This window comes from Nocardia sp. NPDC003963 (assembly GCF_053605105.1).
Genome location: NZ_JBSGIP010000054.1, coordinates 15,052 through 33,804 on the forward strand (window position 1 = coordinate 15,052; position 18,753 = coordinate 33,804).

Here is an 18,753-nt window from a genome sequence, read left to right on the forward strand (position 1 = left end):
GACGACCGCGCCGAACCGATCGGGCACGGTTCGGCGCGGGGGTCGGGTTTCCGGGTCAGGCCGCCGGGGGCGGCGGTGCGACGGGCTCGGCGGGAGCCGGTGGAACTTCGGCCGGAGCCGGTGGAACCGCGGGCTCGTTCGCTGGTGCCGGATCGGGTTCGGCGACAGGTGCCGGACCGGGTTCGATGGCGGGTGGGCCCGGTTCGGCCGCCGGTGCCGGGCCGGGCGCAGCGGCAGGGGCCGGGCCGGGCGACGGGCTGTACTGCGGTACCGGCGACCGGGTGTCGGGCGTCCCCGCGGGCGCGGGCAACCCCGCCGCCTGCGGTGCCGGGCCGGACCCGGGCACCGTGTGCGGGGTGGTCCCCGGCTGGGCCCCGCCGCTCTGCAACTGCTGCTGGTAGGTGTCGTTGTAGGTCTTCCAGAGCGTGGAGACGATATCGGCGGCCTGGTTCAGGATCAGCGAACCGTTCTGGAAATCGGTGCGCAGACCCTCCGGCACCGAATAGGCGTCGGTGAGCGGCAGGCCGAGTGCGCCGGTATCGGCGCCCAGTTCCAGGAACCGGTCCAGGACCTTGCCGGCGACTTCGTGCACCTGTCCATCGGGCGTGGTGTAGACGTATCCGTTCACGAATTTCGCATACTGCTGGCCGTGCGCCGCGGGGAGCGGCTCCGAGGCTGCCTGGCCCAGCGGGCCGTCCGGACCACCCTTGGAAACCCAGTACCTGGCGATCACGTTGTCGTTCACCATGGTCAGCAGCTTGGCGGTGAGGTCGGCCAGCGCGGCCAGATCCGATCGCGACGCCTGGCTGCGTGGTGTCGACGAGCGGGTCGCGCCCACCTCGCCGGCGGCGATCGTCCGGATCCGGTCCATCTGCGCGTAGGCGGCGTCACCCGGGCAGCTGGTGTTGCCGACATCGCGGTGGGCGAACACCACCGGCAGCTGCACCTGCTCGCCCTGCGCGTACGGCGTGAACTCGGTGCCTTCCGAATACATGGTGGTCTGACCCTTGGGGTCGAGACCGGCGATCCGGGCCCGCCAGCCGATGAATTTGCCGACCGCTTCGATCGATGCGTCGGTCGGCTGTTCGACCTGGTAATCGCCCATTATCGCGACACCGGAGGTGTTCTCGTTGAAACCTCCCGCGTGGGCGCCCTGCACTGTTTTGTCCAGCCCGCCGTAGCGGCCCTCGAAGATCTGCCCGTACTTGTCGACCAGCGCGTTGTACCCCATATCGCACCAGCCCAGAGTCTGTGAGTGATAGGCGTAGATGGCGCGGACGATCCCGGCCGATTCGGATTTGCTGTAGTCGTTGCGTCCGGCCGTATGGTGGACGGTGATCCCGCCCAGGCCGTCGTCGTAGGTGGGCTCCTGGCAACGGATCGATTCGTCGGCGCCCCACTGGTTACGGGTGATGACCGGGGGCCCGCCGCCGGGGAGGGCGGCGGCGATGTTCTGGAGTTGGTCGTCGACCGCGCCGCGTCCGGGGTCGATGAGGACGGCGGTGAGGTCGGGCGGCTGCTGCGGGCCTCCGGCGGCCGCCGGAGTCGGTTCGAGTGGATTGTTCTGCTGCTGTTGCGGCTTCCGGGTGACCAGCACCTGGACCGCCGTGGTGTTGCCGACGTAGATCGGGTCGGTGCCGGTGGGGCTACCGGCCGCGCCGTCGGCGCCGTCGATGGGGCTGGCTTCGTACCACTGGCCCCAGCCGCCGTCGGGCTGCCGGGCCCGGATCATCACGGTGGTGTTCGCCAGATCGGCGGCCGTCAGCGCGACCATGCTGAACGGTTGATCTCTGGAGAGCTCCTTGACCTGCGCACCCACCGCGTCCATGAATTCGGGGGGGACGACGCCGGGGGTGAGGGCCGGAGTGTCCGCGGACGGGGTGCCACCCTCGGTCACGAAACCCAGGCCGGGCTGCCGGCCCGGGAGCCGGCGACTCGGGTCGGTGGGCGTGGTCGTACCGCTCGGGGTCAGTCCGGGCACGCCCATCGCCTGCAGATCCGCCAGGCGCAGGTCCGGCAGGTCGAGACCGGTGAGTTCGCCCAGCGGTAGCACGGTATCGGGCGCGGTTTTCAGCGCGAGTTCGGTGAGCTGGGGCGGTACCGCCGTGAGCTCGATCTGCTCCGGGGGTTTGCCGAGGTCGGTGACGGTGGGCATGAGGATCGGGCCCGCTACCGCTACTAGCGCGACAACCGGCAGTACACAGGAACGCTTCGGTTTGCGGTAGGGCACGAGCGTCTCCAATCAGGGTTGCAACCAGTGATCGGTGAGCAAGTCATGCTTGCGAACTTCCGTCCCACGGACCACACTAGCCACATTCGTCACAAATCTAAACCTGAGGTTGAGGCTTTCCTGTTCGCTCGAATGTAGCTCCCGGAGCGTGGCCGGTCGAAACGACATGCCGACGTCGTACCGAGTCGAAAACGTCCGGGCTGACGATGGGAGTGCTCGAATGTCATATCGAAACCGTATGACTCGCCCGAAAGCCTCAGGGCGTCTACGGAATCCGCTGGTCCTGTCAGGTCTGCCATATTCGATGAGGGCCAGGCGGATTCGTCCAGGCCCATTACTCGCCTGTGGTGCGACCGCATTGGCGATCAGCGGGGCGATGCTTGTGCCCACCGCCGGCGAGGTGTACCGGATGCTTGCCGAAGCCGGTCCGGGACACGGTCGGGGGCTGAGTCAGCACGGTGCCCTGCGCAACGCCGACAGCGGGCAGAACGGCGACCAGATCCTCGCCTTCTACTATCCGGGCGCCGAACTGGGCACCATCGGGCCTGCTTCGGTATCGGTCCGGCTGCAGGAGCAGGACAACGCCGGCCTGGTGGTCACCTCGGACGCCGGGATGCGGCTCGCCGGGCAAGAGTTGCAGGCGGGCGAGGCCGTCCGGCTCACCCCGCTACCCGACGGTGGCGCGCAGGCCGTGGTCACCCAGGGTTGCGACGGACCCGTCCTCTGGGAGAACCCGATCCAGGATCCGTGGGTCTATCCGATCGATCCCGCTCCCGGCCGCCCGGCGGCCGAACACCTCAGGTTGTGCGGGGGCGGCGCCTACCGCGGATCCCTCGGTGTGGCCGCCGAGAACGGCGAGCCCCGCACCGTGAACCGGGTGGATGTGCAGGACTATCTGCTCGGCGTGGTCCCGGCGGAGATGCCGCCGGACTGGGCCCCCGCCGCCCTGGAAGCACAGGCCGTCGCCGCTCGCTCGTATGCCCTGGCCGAATCACGCTGGCCCTTCGCGCAGACCTGCGATACCACCGACTGTCAGGTCTACACCGGAACCGCGCAGGAGGACCCGCGCACCACCGCCGCGGTCGAGGCCACGGCGGGCCGGGTGCTGCTGCGCGACGGCCGGATCCTGCGTGCCGAGTACTCCGCGGCGCCCGACGGCGGTTCGCCCGCCGATATCCAGACTTTCGAGGTGGGCCCGACGCCCGACGAACTCACCGTGATCACACCGATGCCGCTCCCGCCGGTGAACCCCGATGTCGCCACCGGGCTTCCGGAAGGCGCCGGTCCCGGAACCCCCGGTCCGACCGAACTCTCGCCGGAGGGCACGAAGGCCGGAGTACCGGCCCCGCGTACACCGGAAGGATCGCTGCCGGTCTCCCCGGGCGGGATACCGCCGTCGTTGCCCGGGATCGCGCCCGGTGCCACCCCGTCGCCGATCGAAACCGCGTACGCGGAGATGGGCGGTGTGCACGGTGCACTCGGGCTGCCGGTCACCCCGGAGCTGCCCCTGCCCGAGGACACGGGCAAGTACCGCCTGTTCGAGAACGGAGTCATCGTCTACACCGCGGAGCTGGGCGCACAGGTGGTGGACTTCGACACACTGATGCGGCTGGTACCGGATCTCACCGACGGGGCCGGGAGCGGGGAGACCGGCGGTACCTCGCCCACCGATACCGAATCGGGCACCTCCGGGCCGGAAACCGGTGATTCCGGGGCGGCCACGCCGCCGGGCCGGATGCCGGCCGGCCGGACGGTGCCGGGCGCGCCGGAGGCCGAGACCCGGCCCGCCGGTTCCGGGACCCTGGACGGCGACCGGCCCGCGCCCGTACCCGGCGCTCAGCAGATCCCGACGAGGATGGAGACGACCGAGGTCTTCTAGGACGCGCGCCGTCACGGCTTGACCTTTACGTTGCGTCAACTTGCACGCTGGTGGTACCGACGCGGAACGGAAGAGGTGAGGGTCGTGGGCGCGGGCTCCCGCAACGACGAGTGGTCCATCCAGGATCTGGCGAAGGCGGCCGGGACCACCAGCCGCACGCTGCGCCACTACGGGCAGCTGGGGCTGTTGCCGCCCAGCCGGATCGGTGCGAACGGTTACCGCTACTACGACGAGCGCTCGCTGGTCCGGCTGCAGCGGATCCTGCTGTTGCGTGAGCTCGGCGTGGGCCTGCCGGTGATCGGGGAGATCCTCGCGGGGGAGCGCGACGCGATCACCGCCCTGCGCGCCCAGCTGGACCTGCTGCGGCAGGAACAGGACCGGATCCACCGCCGGATCGTGTCGGTACACACCACATTGGACAAGTTGGAAAGGGGTGAACGACTCGTGGCGGCGGAAGTTTTCGAGGAATTCGACCATACGCAGTACAAGGACGAGGTGACCGAACGATGGGGCAGGGAGGCCTACGAGAGCGGTGACCGCTGGTGGCGTTCGCTGAGCGCCGCGGAGAAGCAGGCGTTCCAGCAGGCCCAGCTCGATATCGCCGCGGCCTTCGGACGGGCCCGCAAGGCGGGTCTCGCGCCGGACAGCCCGGAAGTCCAGGAGATCACCGCCCGGCACTACGAATGGGTGACCGGCGGTTGGCAGGGTCGTCGGCCCTGCGCCCAGGAGTTCACGAATCTGGGTGAAATGTATGTCGCCGACGAACGTTTCGGAGCCAATTACGACGTGCACGCGGAAGGTACGGCGGAACTGATCCGGGATGCCATGCGGATCTACGCGGGCAACAATCTCGAATAGCGGTGATCGGTGCCGGCCGCCCGTACACGAATACGTGTGCGGGCGGCCGCGTTTCACATTCTCCGGGGAATCGGCGCACCGGCGACGGCCGGTGATGCGCGGTAGAGTGCCCGAAAACCGTGACGAGGGGGAGGTCCCGTGAGTTATCCGTATGGTCAGCCGCCGCAACAACCGGGGTATCCGGCGCAATATCCACCGCCCGGTCCGGGCTATCCGGCGCCCGCTCCCGGATATCCGCCGCCGGGTTATCCGCCTGCCGGGGGCTACGGGTACCCGGCCGCGGCCCCCGGCGGCGGCACCGGAATCACCGCCGGCGTTCTCGCGCTGCTGGGCGGGATCGCCAGTTCCGTATCGGCGGTATCGCTGCTCTTCTTCGCCTCCGCCGGTAATTCCCTGACCAGCGGTGCCGCCCTGGCCACGGGCGCCCGTCGGCGCACCAGCAGTTCCAGCAGCAGCGGTCCGGATATCGATCTCGATCTCGACGTGAACGGTTTCGCGCTGGCCATGGGCATCGTCCAGGCAGTGCTCGCCCTGCTCCTGCTCATCGGTGGTTTCCTGCTGCTGCGGCGGAGCAACGCGGGACGCACCATGGTCATCATCGGATGCGGTGCCGCGGCCCTGTTGACGATCGTGGGCCTGCTCGGCCCCGGCTCGCCCGGCCCGATCGGGGTCGGCCTCCTGGGACTGATCTTCCCGGTTCTCACCCTGGTCCTCGCCGCGGTGACTGCCACCAAACGGTGGATAGACGCCGGACAGCAGCCCGTCCCGGCCGGTCCCTACGGCGGCGCACCCTACGGCTACCGCTGACCCCTCGGCCGCGATCGAATGTTCCCCTTTTCGCTGGGCCGGTGGGTACCGGCCCAGCGAACTCGTTTCGGCGGCGCCCTGTGCCGGACGACCGTCGCGACCGCCCCACCAGCCGATACCTCCCACCTCCCGACTCCGACTGGCGTCGGGAAACGCTTCCGATACGCTGGGCTCCCGTGACCGCCGCATCGTCTCCGGGTAACTCAGATAACACCGAACAGTTCGACTTGATCGTCGTCGGCTCCGGCTTCTTCGGGCTGACCGTCGCCGAACGCAGCGCGAAATTACTGGGCAAGAGAGTCCTCGTGCTGGATCGCCGCCCGCATATCGGCGGTAATGCCTATTCCGAGCCCGAACCGGAAACCGGTATCGAGATCCACAAATATGGCGCGCATCTGTTCCACACCTCGAACAAGCGGGTCTGGGACTATGTCACGCAGTTCACCGAGTTCACCGGCTATCAGCATCGTGTTTTCGCCCTGCACAAAGGTCAGGCGTACCAGTTCCCGATGGGGCTGGGCCTGGTGTCGCAATTCTTCGGCCGGTATTTCACCCCGGACGAGGCACGCGCGCTGATCGCCGAACAGGCCGCCGAGATCGAGACCTCCGACGCGCAGAACCTCGAGGAAAAGGCCATCTCGCTGATCGGCCGTCCGCTGTACGAGGCATTCGTTCGCGACTACACCGCCAAACAGTGGCAGACCGACCCGAGGGAACTGCCCGCGGGCAACATCACCCGGCTCCCGGTCCGCTACACCTTCGACAACCGGTACTTCAACGACACCTACGAGGGCCTGCCCAAGGAGGGGTACACGAAGTGGCTGGAGAACATGGCCGCCAGTGACCTGATCGAGGTCCGGGTGGATACCGACTGGTTCGACGTCCGCGACGAGCTGCGCGCGCAGAACCCGGACGCCCCGGTGGTGTACACCGGCCCACTGGACCGCTACTTCGACTACGCCGAGGGCGAACTGGGCTGGCGCACCATCGACTTCGAGACCGAGGTGCTGCCCACCGGCGATTTCCAGGGCACCTCGGTGGTGAACTACAACGACGCCGATCCGGCCTACACCCGGATCATCGAGCCCCGGCACTTCCATCCGGAGCGCGACTATCCGACGGACAAGACGGTGATCATGCGGGAATACTCGCGTTTCGCCAAGACCGGCGACGAACCGTACTATCCGATCAACACCCCCGAGGACCGCGCCAAACTGACCGCGTATCGCGAACTGGCCAAGCAGGAAACCGCTACGTCCAAGGTTCTGTTCGGTGGCCGCCTCGGGACCTACCAGTACCTGGACATGCACATGGCCATCGCGAGCGCGCTGAACATGTTCGACAATGTGCTGCGTCCGCACCTGGAGACAGGCGCGGCGCTGGCCGAGGAGAACAACGACGTATGACCTCTGCATCACTGGCGCACAGTGCGTCCGCCACCAGAGCGAAATCGCTGCTGCAACGGGTGATCCTGCCGCGCCCCGGTGAACCTCTCGACGTGCGCACGCTGTACCTGGAGGAATCGGCGACCAACGCCCGGCGCGCGCATGCCGGCACCCGGACCTCGCTATCGATCGGCGCCGAGTCCGAGGTGTCGTTCTGCACCTATTTCAACGCGCTGCCCGCCAGCTACTGGCGGCGCTGGAGCATGCTCGACTCGGTGGTGCTGCGGCTGGAGCTGGCCGGACACGGCCGGGTCGATCTGTACCGTTCCAAGGCCGACGGTTCCCGTATCCACGTCCAGGGCCACGAGTTCGCGGTCGTCTCCGGCCAGGAAACCGTATCGGTCGAGATGGAGGCCGATTTCGGCCCCTTCGAGGACGGCGGCTGGCTGTGGTTCGACATCACCACCGATACCGCGGTGACACTGGTGTCCGGCGGCTGGTACGCACCGATCGAGGCACCGGGCGCGGGCCGGATCGCGGTCGGTATGCCGACCTTCAACCGTCCCACCGACGCGGTCACCACGCTGCAGGCCCTCGGCGCCGATCCGTTGGTGCTGGCGCAGATCGACGCGGTGATCATTCCCGATCAGGGCACCCGCAAGGTCGTCGACGAACCCGGTTTCGACGAGGCCGCCGCCGTGCTCGGTGATCGGCTCGCCATTCACGATCAGCCGAATCTCGGCGGTTCGGGTGGATACAGCCGGGTGATGTACGAGGCGCTGAAAACCACCAGCGCCGAATTCATCGTCTACATGGACGACGATATCGAGATCGAACCGGATTCGATCCTGCGCGCGCTGGCGTTCGCCCGTTTCGCGAAATCGCCGGTGCTGGTGGGCGGTCAGATGCTCAACCTGCAGGAACGTTCGCATCTGCATGTGATGGGCGAGGTCGTCGACCGCAACATCTTCATGTGGTCGGCCGCGCCCAATGTCGAATACGACCACGATTTCGCGAAATACCCGCTGCGCGACCGGGACAATTCGAAACTGCTGCACCGGCGGATCGATGTCGATTTCAACGGCTGGTGGACCTGCGTCATCCCGCGGCAGGTCGCCGAACAACTCGGTCAGCCGCTGCCGCTGTTCCTCAAATGGGACGACGCCGAATACGGGTTGCGCGCCCGGGAGGCCGGATATCCGACGGTCACCCTGCCCGGCGCCGCGGTCTGGCATATGGCGTGGAGCGACAAGGACGACGCGATCGACTGGCAGGCGTACTTCCACCTGCGCAATCGGCTGGTCGTCGCCGCCCTGCACCAGCCCGGAAACGGCCAGGCCATGATCGTCAATACGGTCAAGGCCACCCTCAAACATCTGCTCTGCCTCGAATACTCGACCGTCGCCATCCAGAATCTGGCGATCCGGGATTTCCTGGCCGGTCCGCAACGCCTGTTCGAACTGCTACCGAGCGCGCTCGGCGCGGTACACGAACTGCGCAAACAGTATCCGGACGCGGTGATCCTGCCCTCGTCCACCGAACTTCCGCTGGCCAGCGGGATGGGCGTCGGCGCGGTGGGCGAACCCGCCAACCCGATCGCCAAGATCGTGCGGCTCGGCAAGGGCCTGCTGCACAATCTGCGCCCGGCCCATGAGGAACACCACGACCGGCCGCAGCTGAATGTGCCGACCCTGGATGCCCGCTGGTATCTGCTTTCGCAGGTCGACGGAGTCACCGTCACCACCGCCGACGGTCGCGGCGTGGTGTACCGCAAACGGGATCCGCGTCAGGCCTACAGCCTGCTCCGCGAGGCACTGCGCTTGCGCAAGGAACTCGCGGCGCGGCTTCCGGAAATGCGGCAGCGTTACCGGAGCGCGCACGCCGAACTCACCGGCACCGCCGCGTGGGAGAAGGTTTTCGGGATCGACAGCAGCGAGGAGACCCAGCGGTGAACGCGATGAACCCGAGCCTGCAGGATCCGGGCGCCGATCGGACTCCGGCGGAGGTCAAGATCCTCGAGGCGGTCCAGGGTGCCATCGCGACCCCGCCGGTGATCTCGGCCGCGCGGGGTATGTCGCATTTCGGCGAGCACGCCCTCGGCTGGGTCGGTATCGCCGCGGTCGGGGCACTGGTCGACAAACCCCGGCGCCGGCAGTGGGCCGGGGTGGCCGTCGGTGCCGTGGGTGCGCACGCGGCCTCGATCGTGATCAAGCGGATTGTCCGCCGCCCCCGCCCGCACGCACCATCGGTGCAGGTCAACGTATCGACACCGAGCAAGCTGAGCTTTCCCTCCTCACATGCGACCTCGACAACCGCGGCGGCGGTGCTGCTCGGAAAACTGACCGGGCTACCCTTGCCTGCGGTGCTCGTACCGCCGATGTTGCTGTCCAGAGTCGTGCTCGGGGTGCATTACCCCTCCGATGTGCTCGCCGGTTCCGCGCTCGGTGCCGCGTCCGCCGCCGCCCTGCTCGCCGCCGAAAAGAGACTCGACAGTGACCGCACAAGACGAAAAGGCGCCGCCTGCCATGAGTGAAGAGCCCACCGGCGCTGATCTGGCCGATGCCGAAGTGAAGGGGCCACCGAAAACGCTGGTCGGTGGTCTGGTCAAGGCGGCCCGGCCGCGCCAGTGGGTCAAGAACGTCCTGGTTCTGGCGGCGCCCATGGCCGCGGGTTCGGTCACCGATCTCGATGTACTCGGCAATGTCGCCATCGCTTTCGTCGTCTTCTGCATGGCCGCGTCCGGTATCTACCTGACCAACGATGCGATGGACGTCGAGGCCGACCGGGCCCATCCGACCAAGCGGTTCCGCCCGATCGCCGCCGGTGTGGTTCCGGTGAACCTCGCCTTCGCGTTGTCGGCGGTACTGCTGCTCGCTTCGCTGGGGCTGTCGTTCCTGGCGTCCTGGCAGCTGGCCGTGACGATGGCGGTGTACATCGGGATCCAGCTGGCCTACTGCTTCGGGCTCAAACACCAGGTGGTCCTGGACATCTGCATCGTGTCCTCGGGCTTCCTGCTGCGCGCGATCGCCGGTGGTGTGGCCGCGGGTATCCCGCTGTCGCAGTGGTTCCTGCTGATCATGGCGTTCGGTTCGCTGTTCATGGCGGCCGGTAAGCGGTACGCGGAACTGCAACTGGCGCTGTCGACCGGCGCGAAGATCCGCAAATCGCTGGAGTACTACACCCCGACTTACCTACGGTTCATCTGGAGCCTCGCCGCGACCGCGGTGGTGGTCTTCTACGGCCTGTGGGCCTTCGAACAGGGTGCGGCCAAGGACACCGAATGGTTCGCCCTGTCGATGATCCCGTTCACCATCGCGATCCTGCGCTACGCAGTGGACGTCGACGGTGGTGAGGCCGGGGAACCGGAAGAGATCGCGTTCGGCGATCGCGTCCTTCAGTTGCTCGCCATCGCCTGGATCGGAGCGGTAGGTGTCGCTGTCTATCTCTTCTGACGAGATTGCAGTAGCGGAAACAGAACAGCCCGACGAGCGCACTGCCACCGAGCAGCCCCGCTCGTCGGGCCGTTCCGCCAGGATTTCGCGGGGGATCAACGCCTGCGGGATCGTGGTGACGGTCGCCCTGTTCGCCTTCGGCGGCTGGGAGCGGCGCTGGATCGCGGACGACGGACTCATCGTGTTGCGTACCGTCCGCAACCTACTGGCCGGCAACGGCCCGGTCTTCAACCCGGGTGAACGGGTGGAGACCAATACCAGTACGGCATGGACCTATGTCGTCTGGTTCTTCAGCTGGCTCACCCAGGCCCGGCTGGAGTACGTGGTCCTGGGCGTCGCGCTGACGCTTTCGCTGCTGGCGGTGCTCTTCGCCATGCTCGGCACCGGCAAACTCTGGGGGCCGGCCTCGTCCACACTGCTGTTCCCGGCGGGGGCGCTGGCCTATATCGCGGTGCCGCCGGCCCGCGACTACGTAACCTCGGGCCTGGAGAACTGCCTGGTCATCTGCTGGATCGCGCTGCTGTGGCTGCTGCTGATCCGATGGAGCAAGGCCGAAGAGCCGAAGGTGCCCGGTCTGCTCGGCCTGGCCTTCCTGGCCGGTCTCGCGCCGTTGATCCGGCCGGAGATGGCGGTGGTGGGCGGTCTCGCGCTGCTGCTGATCTTCTTCGCGCCGATGCCGCGGTCGCGGCTGCGGCCGTGGCTGCTGCGGGTGCTGATGGTGGCGGTGGCCGGTGCTGTTCCACTGCTGTACCAGATCTGGCGGATGGGCTACTACGGCCTGCCCTATCCGAACACCGCGGTCGCCAAGGACGCCGGTGGGGCGAAATGGGGCCAGGGCTTCACCTATCTCTGGGATCTGGCCGGTCCCTACTACCTCTACGTACCGCTGGTGGTTCTGCTGATCGCGGGTCTGGTGGCCGCGCGATCGCATCACGCACGCCCTGATGTGGGTACTCCGGCGGATGCCGAGGCCGGTCGGTTCCGCCGGTTCCAGGACCGGTTGCGGTCGCCGTGGGCCGTGGTCGCGCTGGTGCTGGGCGCCGCGTTGATCCTGACGGTCTACGCGCTGCGGGTCGGCGGCGATTTCATGCACGGGCGGATGCTGCTGCCGCAGTTGTTCCTGTTCCTGCTCCCGGTCGCGGTGATCCCGCTGCGGGTGCCCGACGGTGGCTTGCGGACGCTCACCCGCCGGGACGTGCCGGCTTTCGCGATCCTCGTCGTCGCGCTGGTCGCAACGGTGGCCTGGGCACTGCTGGCCTCGGGCACCACGGCCATCAAAACCGGGACCACGATCAACAAATCGGGCATCGTGGACGAACGGATCTACTACGTCCTCAACACCGGTCACGACCATCCCATCCGCGCCGAGGACTATCTCGACTACGCCCGGATGCGTCCCATGGTGGAAGCGATCGACAACACCCCCGACGGCGGTCTGCTCCTCAATTCGCCGTCGTTCATGATGTGGTACATCGCGCCACCGCCGCTGCCCATCCCACCGGGTGGGGCCGGGCATACGGTCTACTTCCTCAATTTGGGCATGACCAGCATGAACGTTCCCCTGGACGTCCGGGTCATCGATCCCATGGGCCTGGCCTTCCCGCTGGCCGCACATACCGAACGACTCACCGACGGACGGATCGGACACGACAAGAGCCTGTATCCGGACTGGGTGATCGTCGAGACCGGCATGGTGGACATCAAGCCCTGGCTGCCCTGGTACATGGACGAGGACTGGGTCAAACAGGCCCGGGTCGCGATGTCCTGCCCGGACACCTACGCGCTGATGCTGTCCTACCAGGGACCGCTGACCCTGGAGCGGTTCAAGCACAATCTGCTGCACGCTTTCGATTTCGCGTCGTACCGTATAGACCGGGTCCCCGAATATGAGATTCAACGCTGTGGTCTCGTCGATCCGATTCCACCGGTGCGCTGAACTGCGTTTTCCCGGACTGCGGTTCGGCTGCTTACCACGTCTGCGCATTCTTGGTGGGCGTTCGATCTGTGCTCGGGTTAAAGTGCTGGCGTCCGGCCCCGGCTCGTCCGGGCCGGAGGACCGGTAGTCGTACTGCGCGACCGTGGGTCGCACGACGGAGGGCGGGAACAATGCGTGGGGTTGTCGGCGGTGGTGTCCGGACCGAGCGTCCGCGGCGGCTGGGCGATCGACTGAAGCGAACGGTGCTGCTGTCGCTGGCGGCGCTGCTTCCGGTCGGTGTCTCGGTGGCCGGACCGGCCGCACCGGCTTCGGCGCAGTTCGATCCCAGCGGTATCGATTTCTGGGTCGATTCGGAGATGGGCCCCATCAAATCCCGGGTGTTCCGCGCTGCCGACGGCAATACCGGCCGGGTCGTGTACGCGCTGGACGGGATGCGCGCCCGGGACGATCTGAGCGGCTGGGAGATCGATACCGATGTCGCCCGGGAACTGACCAAATGGAACATCAACGTGGTCATGCCCGTAGGCGGCCGGTCGAGTTTCTACGCGGACTGGAACGCGCCCAGCGATTTCTTCGGACTGGGCAGTTCCGGTAGTGCCAGTGGTGCCACCGGCTCGGCGGCCGATTCCGGATCGGGACTTGCCTCGGGTTCGGCGGCCGGTGTCGGCCGGACCAGCACCTACAAATGGGAGACCTTCCTGACTCGCGACCTGCGCTGGGCGCTGCGCGACCGGCTCGGTTTCAACCCGAACGGCAACGGGGTGTTCGGATTGTCGATGGGCGGCAGTGCCGCGCTGGCGTTGGCGGCCTACCACCCCGATCAGTTCCGCTACGCGGGTTCCTATTCCGGCTATCTCAATGTGTCCGCCCCCGGTATGCGAGAGGCGCTGCGCGTGGCGATGCTCGACGCGGGTGGTTTCAATATCGACGCGATGGCCCCGCCGTGGAGCCCGCAGTGGCTGCGGATGGATCCGTTCGTGTTCGCGCCGATGCTGCGTCTCAACAACACCCGGCTGTGGGTTTCGGCCGGTAGCGGTCTTCCGGCGGCTACCGACGGACTGAGTTTCGATACCGTCAACGCCATGGGCCTGGAAGCGCTGGCGCTGGCGAATACTCGGGCGTTCCAGGTGCGGATGATGTCGCTGGGCGCGACCAACGCCACCTATGACTTCCCCGCGGTCGGTGTCCACAACTGGCGTTACTGGGCGACCGAGGTGTACCGGATGATCCCTGATATGTCGGCGAATATCGGCTGATCCGCCGGGGCCGTCGGCCCCGGCTCATGGAAGCAGACCGGTCGGCCTCGTTGCGGGATCGTTGCCGGGCCCGGCGGACGCGGCGCCGGCAACGGTATGATGTACAGCGTGTCGGCGTGGCTGTGACCTGTGCCACTATCTGGCAACATGAAGGTGCGGTTGCCCGATTGATTCACCAGGAACATGTATCCAGATAACGGCTTCCGGGTTCCACGGGCGCTGTGGTCTATGTATCCGAGATGGGGCCGGTAACGTAGCTCGTAATTTGCTATCCGGCTGTCCAGGCGAAAGGTCTAGTCGAATGCGAAGTGCGCGCAGGCCCGGATCGGTGCGAACCCGCCGCTGGGCACAACGGTGGGCGATGGGGGTGGCCGTGGCGCTACTGGCGCCCCTCGCCGTGGCGTTGTCCGATGTTGCCCCCGCGGTCCAAGCGGCCCCCAATCCGGCGGGATTCGATTTCTGGGTCGATTCACCGGAGATGGGCCCGATCAGGTCGCGGGTCTTCCGTGCCAAGGACGGCAACACCAATCGGGTGGTCTACGCCCTCGACGGTATGCGCGCTCCCGAGACCCACAGCGGCTGGGAGAACGACACCAATGTCGCCAACGCGCTGACCGACTGGAATATCAATGTCGTCATGCCGATCGGCGGCATGTCCAGCTTCTACGCCGACTGGAACGCGGCCAGCTCCTTCTTCGGTCTTCCACCGACGGGTTCCTCGTCGGGGTCCGGAGCCCTCAATACCATTTCCGAGGGGCCGGGAAAGAGCTACCGCTACGCCTGGGAGACGTTCATCAACCAGCATCTGCGCTGGGCCCTGAACAGCCGGCTCGGATTCAACCCGAACCGCAACGGCGTGTTCGGTCTGTCGATGGGCGGTAGCGGCGCGCTCACCCTGGCCGCCCACCATCCCGACCAGTTCAGCTTCGCCGGTTCCTACTCCGGCTACCTGAACATCTCCGCGCCCGGTATGCGCGAAGCCATCCGGGCCGCCATGGTCGATGCCGGCGGCTACAACGTGGATTCCATGGCGCCGCCCTGGGGCCCGCAGTGGCTGCGGATGGATCCGTTCGTATTCGCGCCACTGCTGCGCGACCACAACACCAGACTGTGGATATCCGCCGGAAGCGCGCTGCCCGGCCCCGCGGACGGATTCAACGGCAATACGATCAACGGGATGGGGCTGGAAGCGCTGGCGCTGGCGAACACCCGGGCGTTCCAGGTGCGGATGATGACGCTGGGCGCGAACAATGTCACCTACTCGTTCCCGGCGACCGGTATTCACTCCTGGACCTACTGGGAGGCCGAGGTGTATCGGATGCTCCCGGATTTGTCGGCGAATATCGGATAAACGCAGTTCGGGGTCTCGATCAGGCGATCCCGGACCGACAGCAGTGTGCCCGCCCCGAAGGATTCCTTCGGGGCGGGCACACTGCTGTCGATAGGAATTCGTCCTCGGTTCGTATTCCGTTACACAACCCAGGTCGGAGCGCGATTTCGATAACAGCCGAATATCCCGGCCCGCCGAGACATCAACGCCCGGGCAAGGTATCGTCACGGGGCGATCACAGCGTTCTCGCGGCGGATTTCGGCCATCCGATGAGCACGGCCTTGCCTCCGCTCGATGGGGTCGAATAAGGTCCACCGAGCACATCTGTGACCAGATCGTTGTAGCGCTGTCGGCCCAGTGGTTGGTCGGGACCGGACGCCGGCGCCGCCGAGGAGAAACGGGGTGTTGTCCGCACAGCGGTAGCGAACAACACCACAACAGCAGAAAGAGAGCAGAATTCATGCGTTTCGGCAGGGCAGCCGGCCCGAAGAGAAGTACCGGGCCCTCGCGGGCACCCCGCGGTTGGCGTAACCGGATTCTGGCTATCGGCGCGGCAGTGCTCGCGCTACCGGTCGCCGCAGGTATCGCGGCCCCGACCGCCGCACTGGCCTCGCCGGCGGCGCCGGTCAAGCGCGGCGCCTTCGAAGAACTGATGGTCCCGTCCAGCATGGGCCCGATCAAGGTCCAGGTGCAGTGGGCGGCGCGCGGCGGTAACGCCGGGCTCTACCTGCTCGACGGCCTCCGTGCCCGGGACGACCGCAACGCCTGGTCGTTCGAGACCAACGCGCTGCAGCAGTTCGGCAACGACAACATCTCCCTGATCATGCCGGTCGGTGGCCAGGCGAGCTTCTACGCCGACTGGTACTCGCCCAGTAACACCAACGGTCAGAAGTTCACCTACAAGTGGGAGACCTTCCTGACCCAGGAGCTCCCCGCCTTCCTCGAGGGCCACGGCGTCTCGCGTACCAACAACGCGATCGCGGGCCTGTCGATGGGCGGTAGCGCCGCGCTGGCCCTGGCCGCCTACCACCGCGACCAGTTCCGTTCGGCCGCCGCCTACTCCGGCTACCTGAACATCTCGGCGCCGGGTATGCGCGAGGCCATCCGTATCGCCATGCTGGATGCGGGTCGCTTCAACGTCGACTCGATGGCTGCCCCGTGGAGCCCCGCCTGGCTGCGCATGGACCCGTTCGTCTTCGCCCCGCAGCTGCGTGGCCTGCCCATGTACATCTCGGCGGCCAGCGGCCTGCCCGGCCCGTACGACAAGCCGGCCGGTGCGGTCGGTGCGTTCAACACCGGTAACGCCATGGCGCTGGAAGCGCTGTCGCTGGTGAACACCCGGGCCTTCCAGGCGCGGCTGAAGACCCTCGGCATCGACGCCTACTTCGACTTCCCGAGCGTGGGTACCCACTCGTGGAAGTACTGGGAAAGCCAGCTCTTCGCCTCGCGCAAGATGTTCCTGGATTCCACCAACGGCTGGTGATCGACGGTAAGCCGTTCGGTTGCCGCTGAACCGATAGATATCCCGAAGGCGCCATCTGCTTCGTATAGAAGCAGGTGGCGCCTTTGTCGTAGGCGGTCACGGCCGGGGCGAACTGATTTGCTGTCCGCGCGTCTTACCGGATATCGGCACCCACCGGCGGTACAAACAGTGGGTGGCAGGGATGACACGCGTGAACGGGGGGACGACAGGCCGGTCCCGTGGACGCGCCCGGCGGCAGCTCACGGCCTTGGCGGCCGCGCTGATACTTCCCCTCGCCGCCACCCAGACCCCGGCATCCGGCCAGCCGACCGCGGCCGCTGCGCCGGCGACGATACGCAATGTGGTCTGGCACACCGACCGGGATGTGGCCGTCTGGGTGAACTCACCGGCCATGGGCGCCCCGATCCAGGTGCGGCTACTGCTCGCCCGCGACTGGAACACCCGACCGGACGCCGAATTCCCGGTGCTGTACATGCTCGACGGATTGCGCGCCACCGACGACGAGAACGGCTGGATCAAAGACGCCGGCGCGGTGGATTTCTTCGCCGACAAGAACGCGACCGTGGTGTTACCGGTCGGTGGGCAATCGAGTTTCTACTCGGACTGGCTGCAGCCGGACAACGGCAAGAACTACAAATGGGAGACCTTTCTCACCAAGGAACTCCCCCCGCTGCTGGAGAGTCAGTGGCGCGCGACCTCCACCAGGGGAATCGCCGGACTGTCCATGGGTGGAACGGCCGCAATGTTCCTGGCCGCGCGCAATCCCGAGTTCGTGAAATACGCCGCCTCCTATTCGGGCTTTCTCACCACCACCAGTCTCGGGATGCCACAGGCTATTCGGCTGGCAATGGTCGACGCCGGCGGGTTCGACTCCGCGGCGATGTGGGGCCCGCCCGGCAGCCCGCAGTGGGAAGAGCACGATCCGCTGCTGATCGCCGATCGGCTGAAAGGTAAATCCCTCTATATCTCCAGTGGAACCGGTGCCTCCGGCAAACACGACCAGGGCAGCGAAATACCCGGGGTCAGCACGAATATGTTCGGTATGGGTCTGGAGACACTGGCCCTGCTGACCTCACAGAACTTCGTCGAGAAACTCGGCGAACTGGGAATACCCGCGACGGTGAACTACCGGGCAGCCGGGACGCACACCTGGCCGTACTGGGATTTCGAAATGCGCCAGTCCTGGTCGCAGGCGGCCGGGGCGCTCGGGGTGCCCGCCGGCAAGCCGAGCTGTGCGGTCGCCGGCGCCATTGCCGCGGTCGCCGGTGGAAACGGCTGGCTCGGTGACTGCCTCACCGGCGAATACCAGGTGCCCGGCGGTCTGGCCCAGGACTTCCTGCACGGTCGCGTCTTCTACTCCCCGGAAAGCGGCGCGTACCCGGTGGCCGGCCGGATCGGTGGCGGCTACCAGGCGGTGTCCGGACCCCGCAGCGCTCTGGGGCTGCCGACCGGTGCCGAGCAGCCGCTCCCGGACGGTCGCGGCCGCTACCAGCCGTTCCAGCACGGCTCCCTGTACTGGACGCCCGAGACGGGCGCTCAGATGGTGAGCGGGGCGATCCTCGACGAATGGGGGCGGCAGGGTTTCGAAGGCGGACCCGCCCGCTATCCGGTCGGTCCCGAGGTGAAGACCCCCAGCCGGGACGGCGCGGTCCAGTCGTTCGAAGGCGGACCCTTCTATTTCAGCCCCGCCACCGGTGCGCACCGCGTCGAAGGCATGATCCTGGGCAAATACGCCGAACTCGGTTTCGAGAACAGCTGGCTGGGTTTCCCGGCCGCACCCCAGGTCCCGCTGAAGGACCTGGGACAGTTCACCCGATTCGAAGGCGGATCCGTCTACTGGAGCCCCCTCTCCGGCGCATGGGCGGTACGCAACGGCCCCATCATGGACATCTGGCGCGACGCCGGCTACGAGAACGGCCGCATCGGATTCCCCATCAGCGACGAATTCGCGATCCCCGGCGGAACCCAGCAGAACTTCCAGCGAGGCTACATAACTGTCCGGGACAACCACCCCGAACTCCACCCCTGACACCGAAAGCCCGCATGCCGACCAGGCCGTCGATGCCCCCGCAACCCCCCGAGTCGAGTCTTACGAGACACCTCCAAGGGTTGAGGCCCGTCCCGCCGTTCAGGCCTC

13 protein-coding genes are annotated in these 18,753 nt (G+C 67.0%); 12 read left to right on the plus strand and 1 reads right to left on the minus strand.

Features of this window, described 5'->3' with window-relative positions:
• Positions 1 to 55: 55 nt before the first annotated feature.
• Positions 56 to 2,230: an N-acetylmuramoyl-L-alanine amidase gene (locus ACWEWT_RS34980; RefSeq protein ID WP_452565181.1), complete on the minus strand. Its 2,175-nt coding sequence runs from the start codon at positions 2,228 to 2,230 to the stop codon at positions 56 to 58.
• A gap of 409 nt (positions 2,231 to 2,639) precedes the next feature.
• Here ACWEWT_RS34980 and ACWEWT_RS34985 point away from each other — a divergent pair, with 409 nt between their 5' ends.
• The 12 genes from ACWEWT_RS34985 to ACWEWT_RS35040 all read left to right on the plus strand — a co-directional run bounded on the left by ACWEWT_RS34985 (position 2,640) and on the right by ACWEWT_RS35040 (position 18,645).
• Positions 2,640 to 4,109, plus strand: coding sequence for a SpoIID/LytB domain-containing protein (locus ACWEWT_RS34985; protein ID WP_452565182.1), 1,470 nt, complete (start codon positions 2,640 to 2,642; stop codon positions 4,107 to 4,109).
• Positions 4,110 to 4,193: 84 nt separating this feature from the next.
• Complete coding sequence (locus tag ACWEWT_RS34990; protein WP_452565183.1) at positions 4,194 to 4,967, plus strand: MerR family transcriptional regulator; 774 nt, start codon at positions 4,194 to 4,196, stop codon at positions 4,965 to 4,967.
• A gap of 138 nt (positions 4,968 to 5,105) precedes the next feature.
• On the plus strand, positions 5,106 to 5,774 hold the full coding sequence (locus ACWEWT_RS34995; protein ID WP_452565184.1) for a hypothetical protein: 669 nt from the start codon (positions 5,106 to 5,108) through the stop codon (positions 5,772 to 5,774).
• 176 nt (positions 5,775 to 5,950) lie between these two features.
• Positions 5,951 to 7,180: a UDP-galactopyranose mutase gene (gene glf / locus ACWEWT_RS35000; RefSeq protein ID WP_452565185.1), complete on the plus strand. Its 1,230-nt coding sequence runs from the start codon at positions 5,951 to 5,953 to the stop codon at positions 7,178 to 7,180.
• The gene (locus ACWEWT_RS35005; protein ID WP_452565186.1) at positions 7,177 to 9,111 is read left to right on the plus strand and encodes a glycosyltransferase; all 1,935 of its coding nucleotides are present in this window, start codon (positions 7,177 to 7,179) and stop codon (positions 9,109 to 9,111) included. The genes glf and ACWEWT_RS35005 overlap by 4 nt, the downstream gene beginning before the upstream one ends.
• Before the next feature lie 5 nt (positions 9,112 to 9,116).
• The gene (locus tag ACWEWT_RS35010) at positions 9,117 to 9,692 is read left to right on the plus strand and encodes a phosphatase PAP2 family protein (RefSeq protein WP_452565194.1); all 576 of its coding nucleotides are present in this window, start codon (positions 9,117 to 9,119) and stop codon (positions 9,690 to 9,692) included.
• A complete protein-coding gene (locus ACWEWT_RS35015; protein WP_452565187.1) occupies positions 9,685 to 10,611 on the plus strand; it encodes a decaprenyl-phosphate phosphoribosyltransferase in 927 nt (308 codons plus the stop codon). The genes ACWEWT_RS35010 and ACWEWT_RS35015 overlap by 8 nt, the downstream gene beginning before the upstream one ends.
• A complete protein-coding gene (gene zomB, locus ACWEWT_RS35020) occupies positions 10,589 to 12,547 on the plus strand; it encodes a flagellar motor control protein ZomB (protein WP_452565188.1) in 1,959 nt (652 codons plus the stop codon). The genes ACWEWT_RS35015 and zomB overlap by 23 nt, the downstream gene beginning before the upstream one ends.
• 170 nt (positions 12,548 to 12,717) lie before the next feature.
• Positions 12,718 to 13,803, plus strand: a complete 1,086-nt coding sequence (locus ACWEWT_RS35025) for an alpha/beta hydrolase (RefSeq protein WP_452565189.1) — start codon at positions 12,718 to 12,720, stop codon at positions 13,801 to 13,803.
• 361 nt (positions 13,804 to 14,164) lie between these two features.
• Positions 14,165 to 15,154, plus strand: a complete 990-nt coding sequence (locus ACWEWT_RS35030) for an alpha/beta hydrolase (RefSeq protein WP_452565190.1) — start codon at positions 14,165 to 14,167, stop codon at positions 15,152 to 15,154.
• Positions 15,155 to 15,593: 439 nt separating this feature from the next.
• Complete coding sequence (locus ACWEWT_RS35035; protein WP_452565191.1) at positions 15,594 to 16,616, plus strand: alpha/beta hydrolase; 1,023 nt, start codon at positions 15,594 to 15,596, stop codon at positions 16,614 to 16,616.
• Positions 16,617 to 16,797: 181 nt separating this feature from the next.
• Positions 16,798 to 18,645, plus strand: a complete 1,848-nt coding sequence (locus tag ACWEWT_RS35040) for an alpha/beta hydrolase-fold protein (protein WP_452565192.1) — start codon at positions 16,798 to 16,800, stop codon at positions 18,643 to 18,645.
• Positions 18,646 to 18,753 lie beyond the last annotated feature (108 nt).

Coding starts and splice junctions, on each gene's coding strand:
- ACWEWT_RS35035 (WP_452565191.1), top strand. CDS start 15,594: ATGCGTTTCGGCAGGGCAGCCGGCCCGAAGAGAAGTACCGGGCCCTCG.
- ACWEWT_RS35005 (WP_452565186.1), top strand. CDS start 7,177: ATGACCTCTGCATCACTGGCGCACAGTGCGTCCGCCACCAGAGCGAAA.
- ACWEWT_RS35010 (WP_452565194.1), top strand. CDS start 9,117: ATGAACCCGAGCCTGCAGGATCCGGGCGCCGATCGGACTCCGGCGGAG.
- ACWEWT_RS35025 (WP_452565189.1), top strand. CDS start 12,718: ATGCGTGGGGTTGTCGGCGGTGGTGTCCGGACCGAGCGTCCGCGGCGG.
- ACWEWT_RS35015 (WP_452565187.1), top strand. CDS start 9,685: ATGAGTGAAGAGCCCACCGGCGCTGATCTGGCCGATGCCGAAGTGAAG.
- ACWEWT_RS35030 (WP_452565190.1), top strand. CDS start 14,165: ATGGGGGTGGCCGTGGCGCTACTGGCGCCCCTCGCCGTGGCGTTGTCC.
- ACWEWT_RS34985 (WP_452565182.1), top strand. CDS start 2,640: ATGCTTGCCGAAGCCGGTCCGGGACACGGTCGGGGGCTGAGTCAGCAC.
- ACWEWT_RS35040 (WP_452565192.1), top strand. CDS start 16,798: ATGACACGCGTGAACGGGGGGACGACAGGCCGGTCCCGTGGACGCGCC.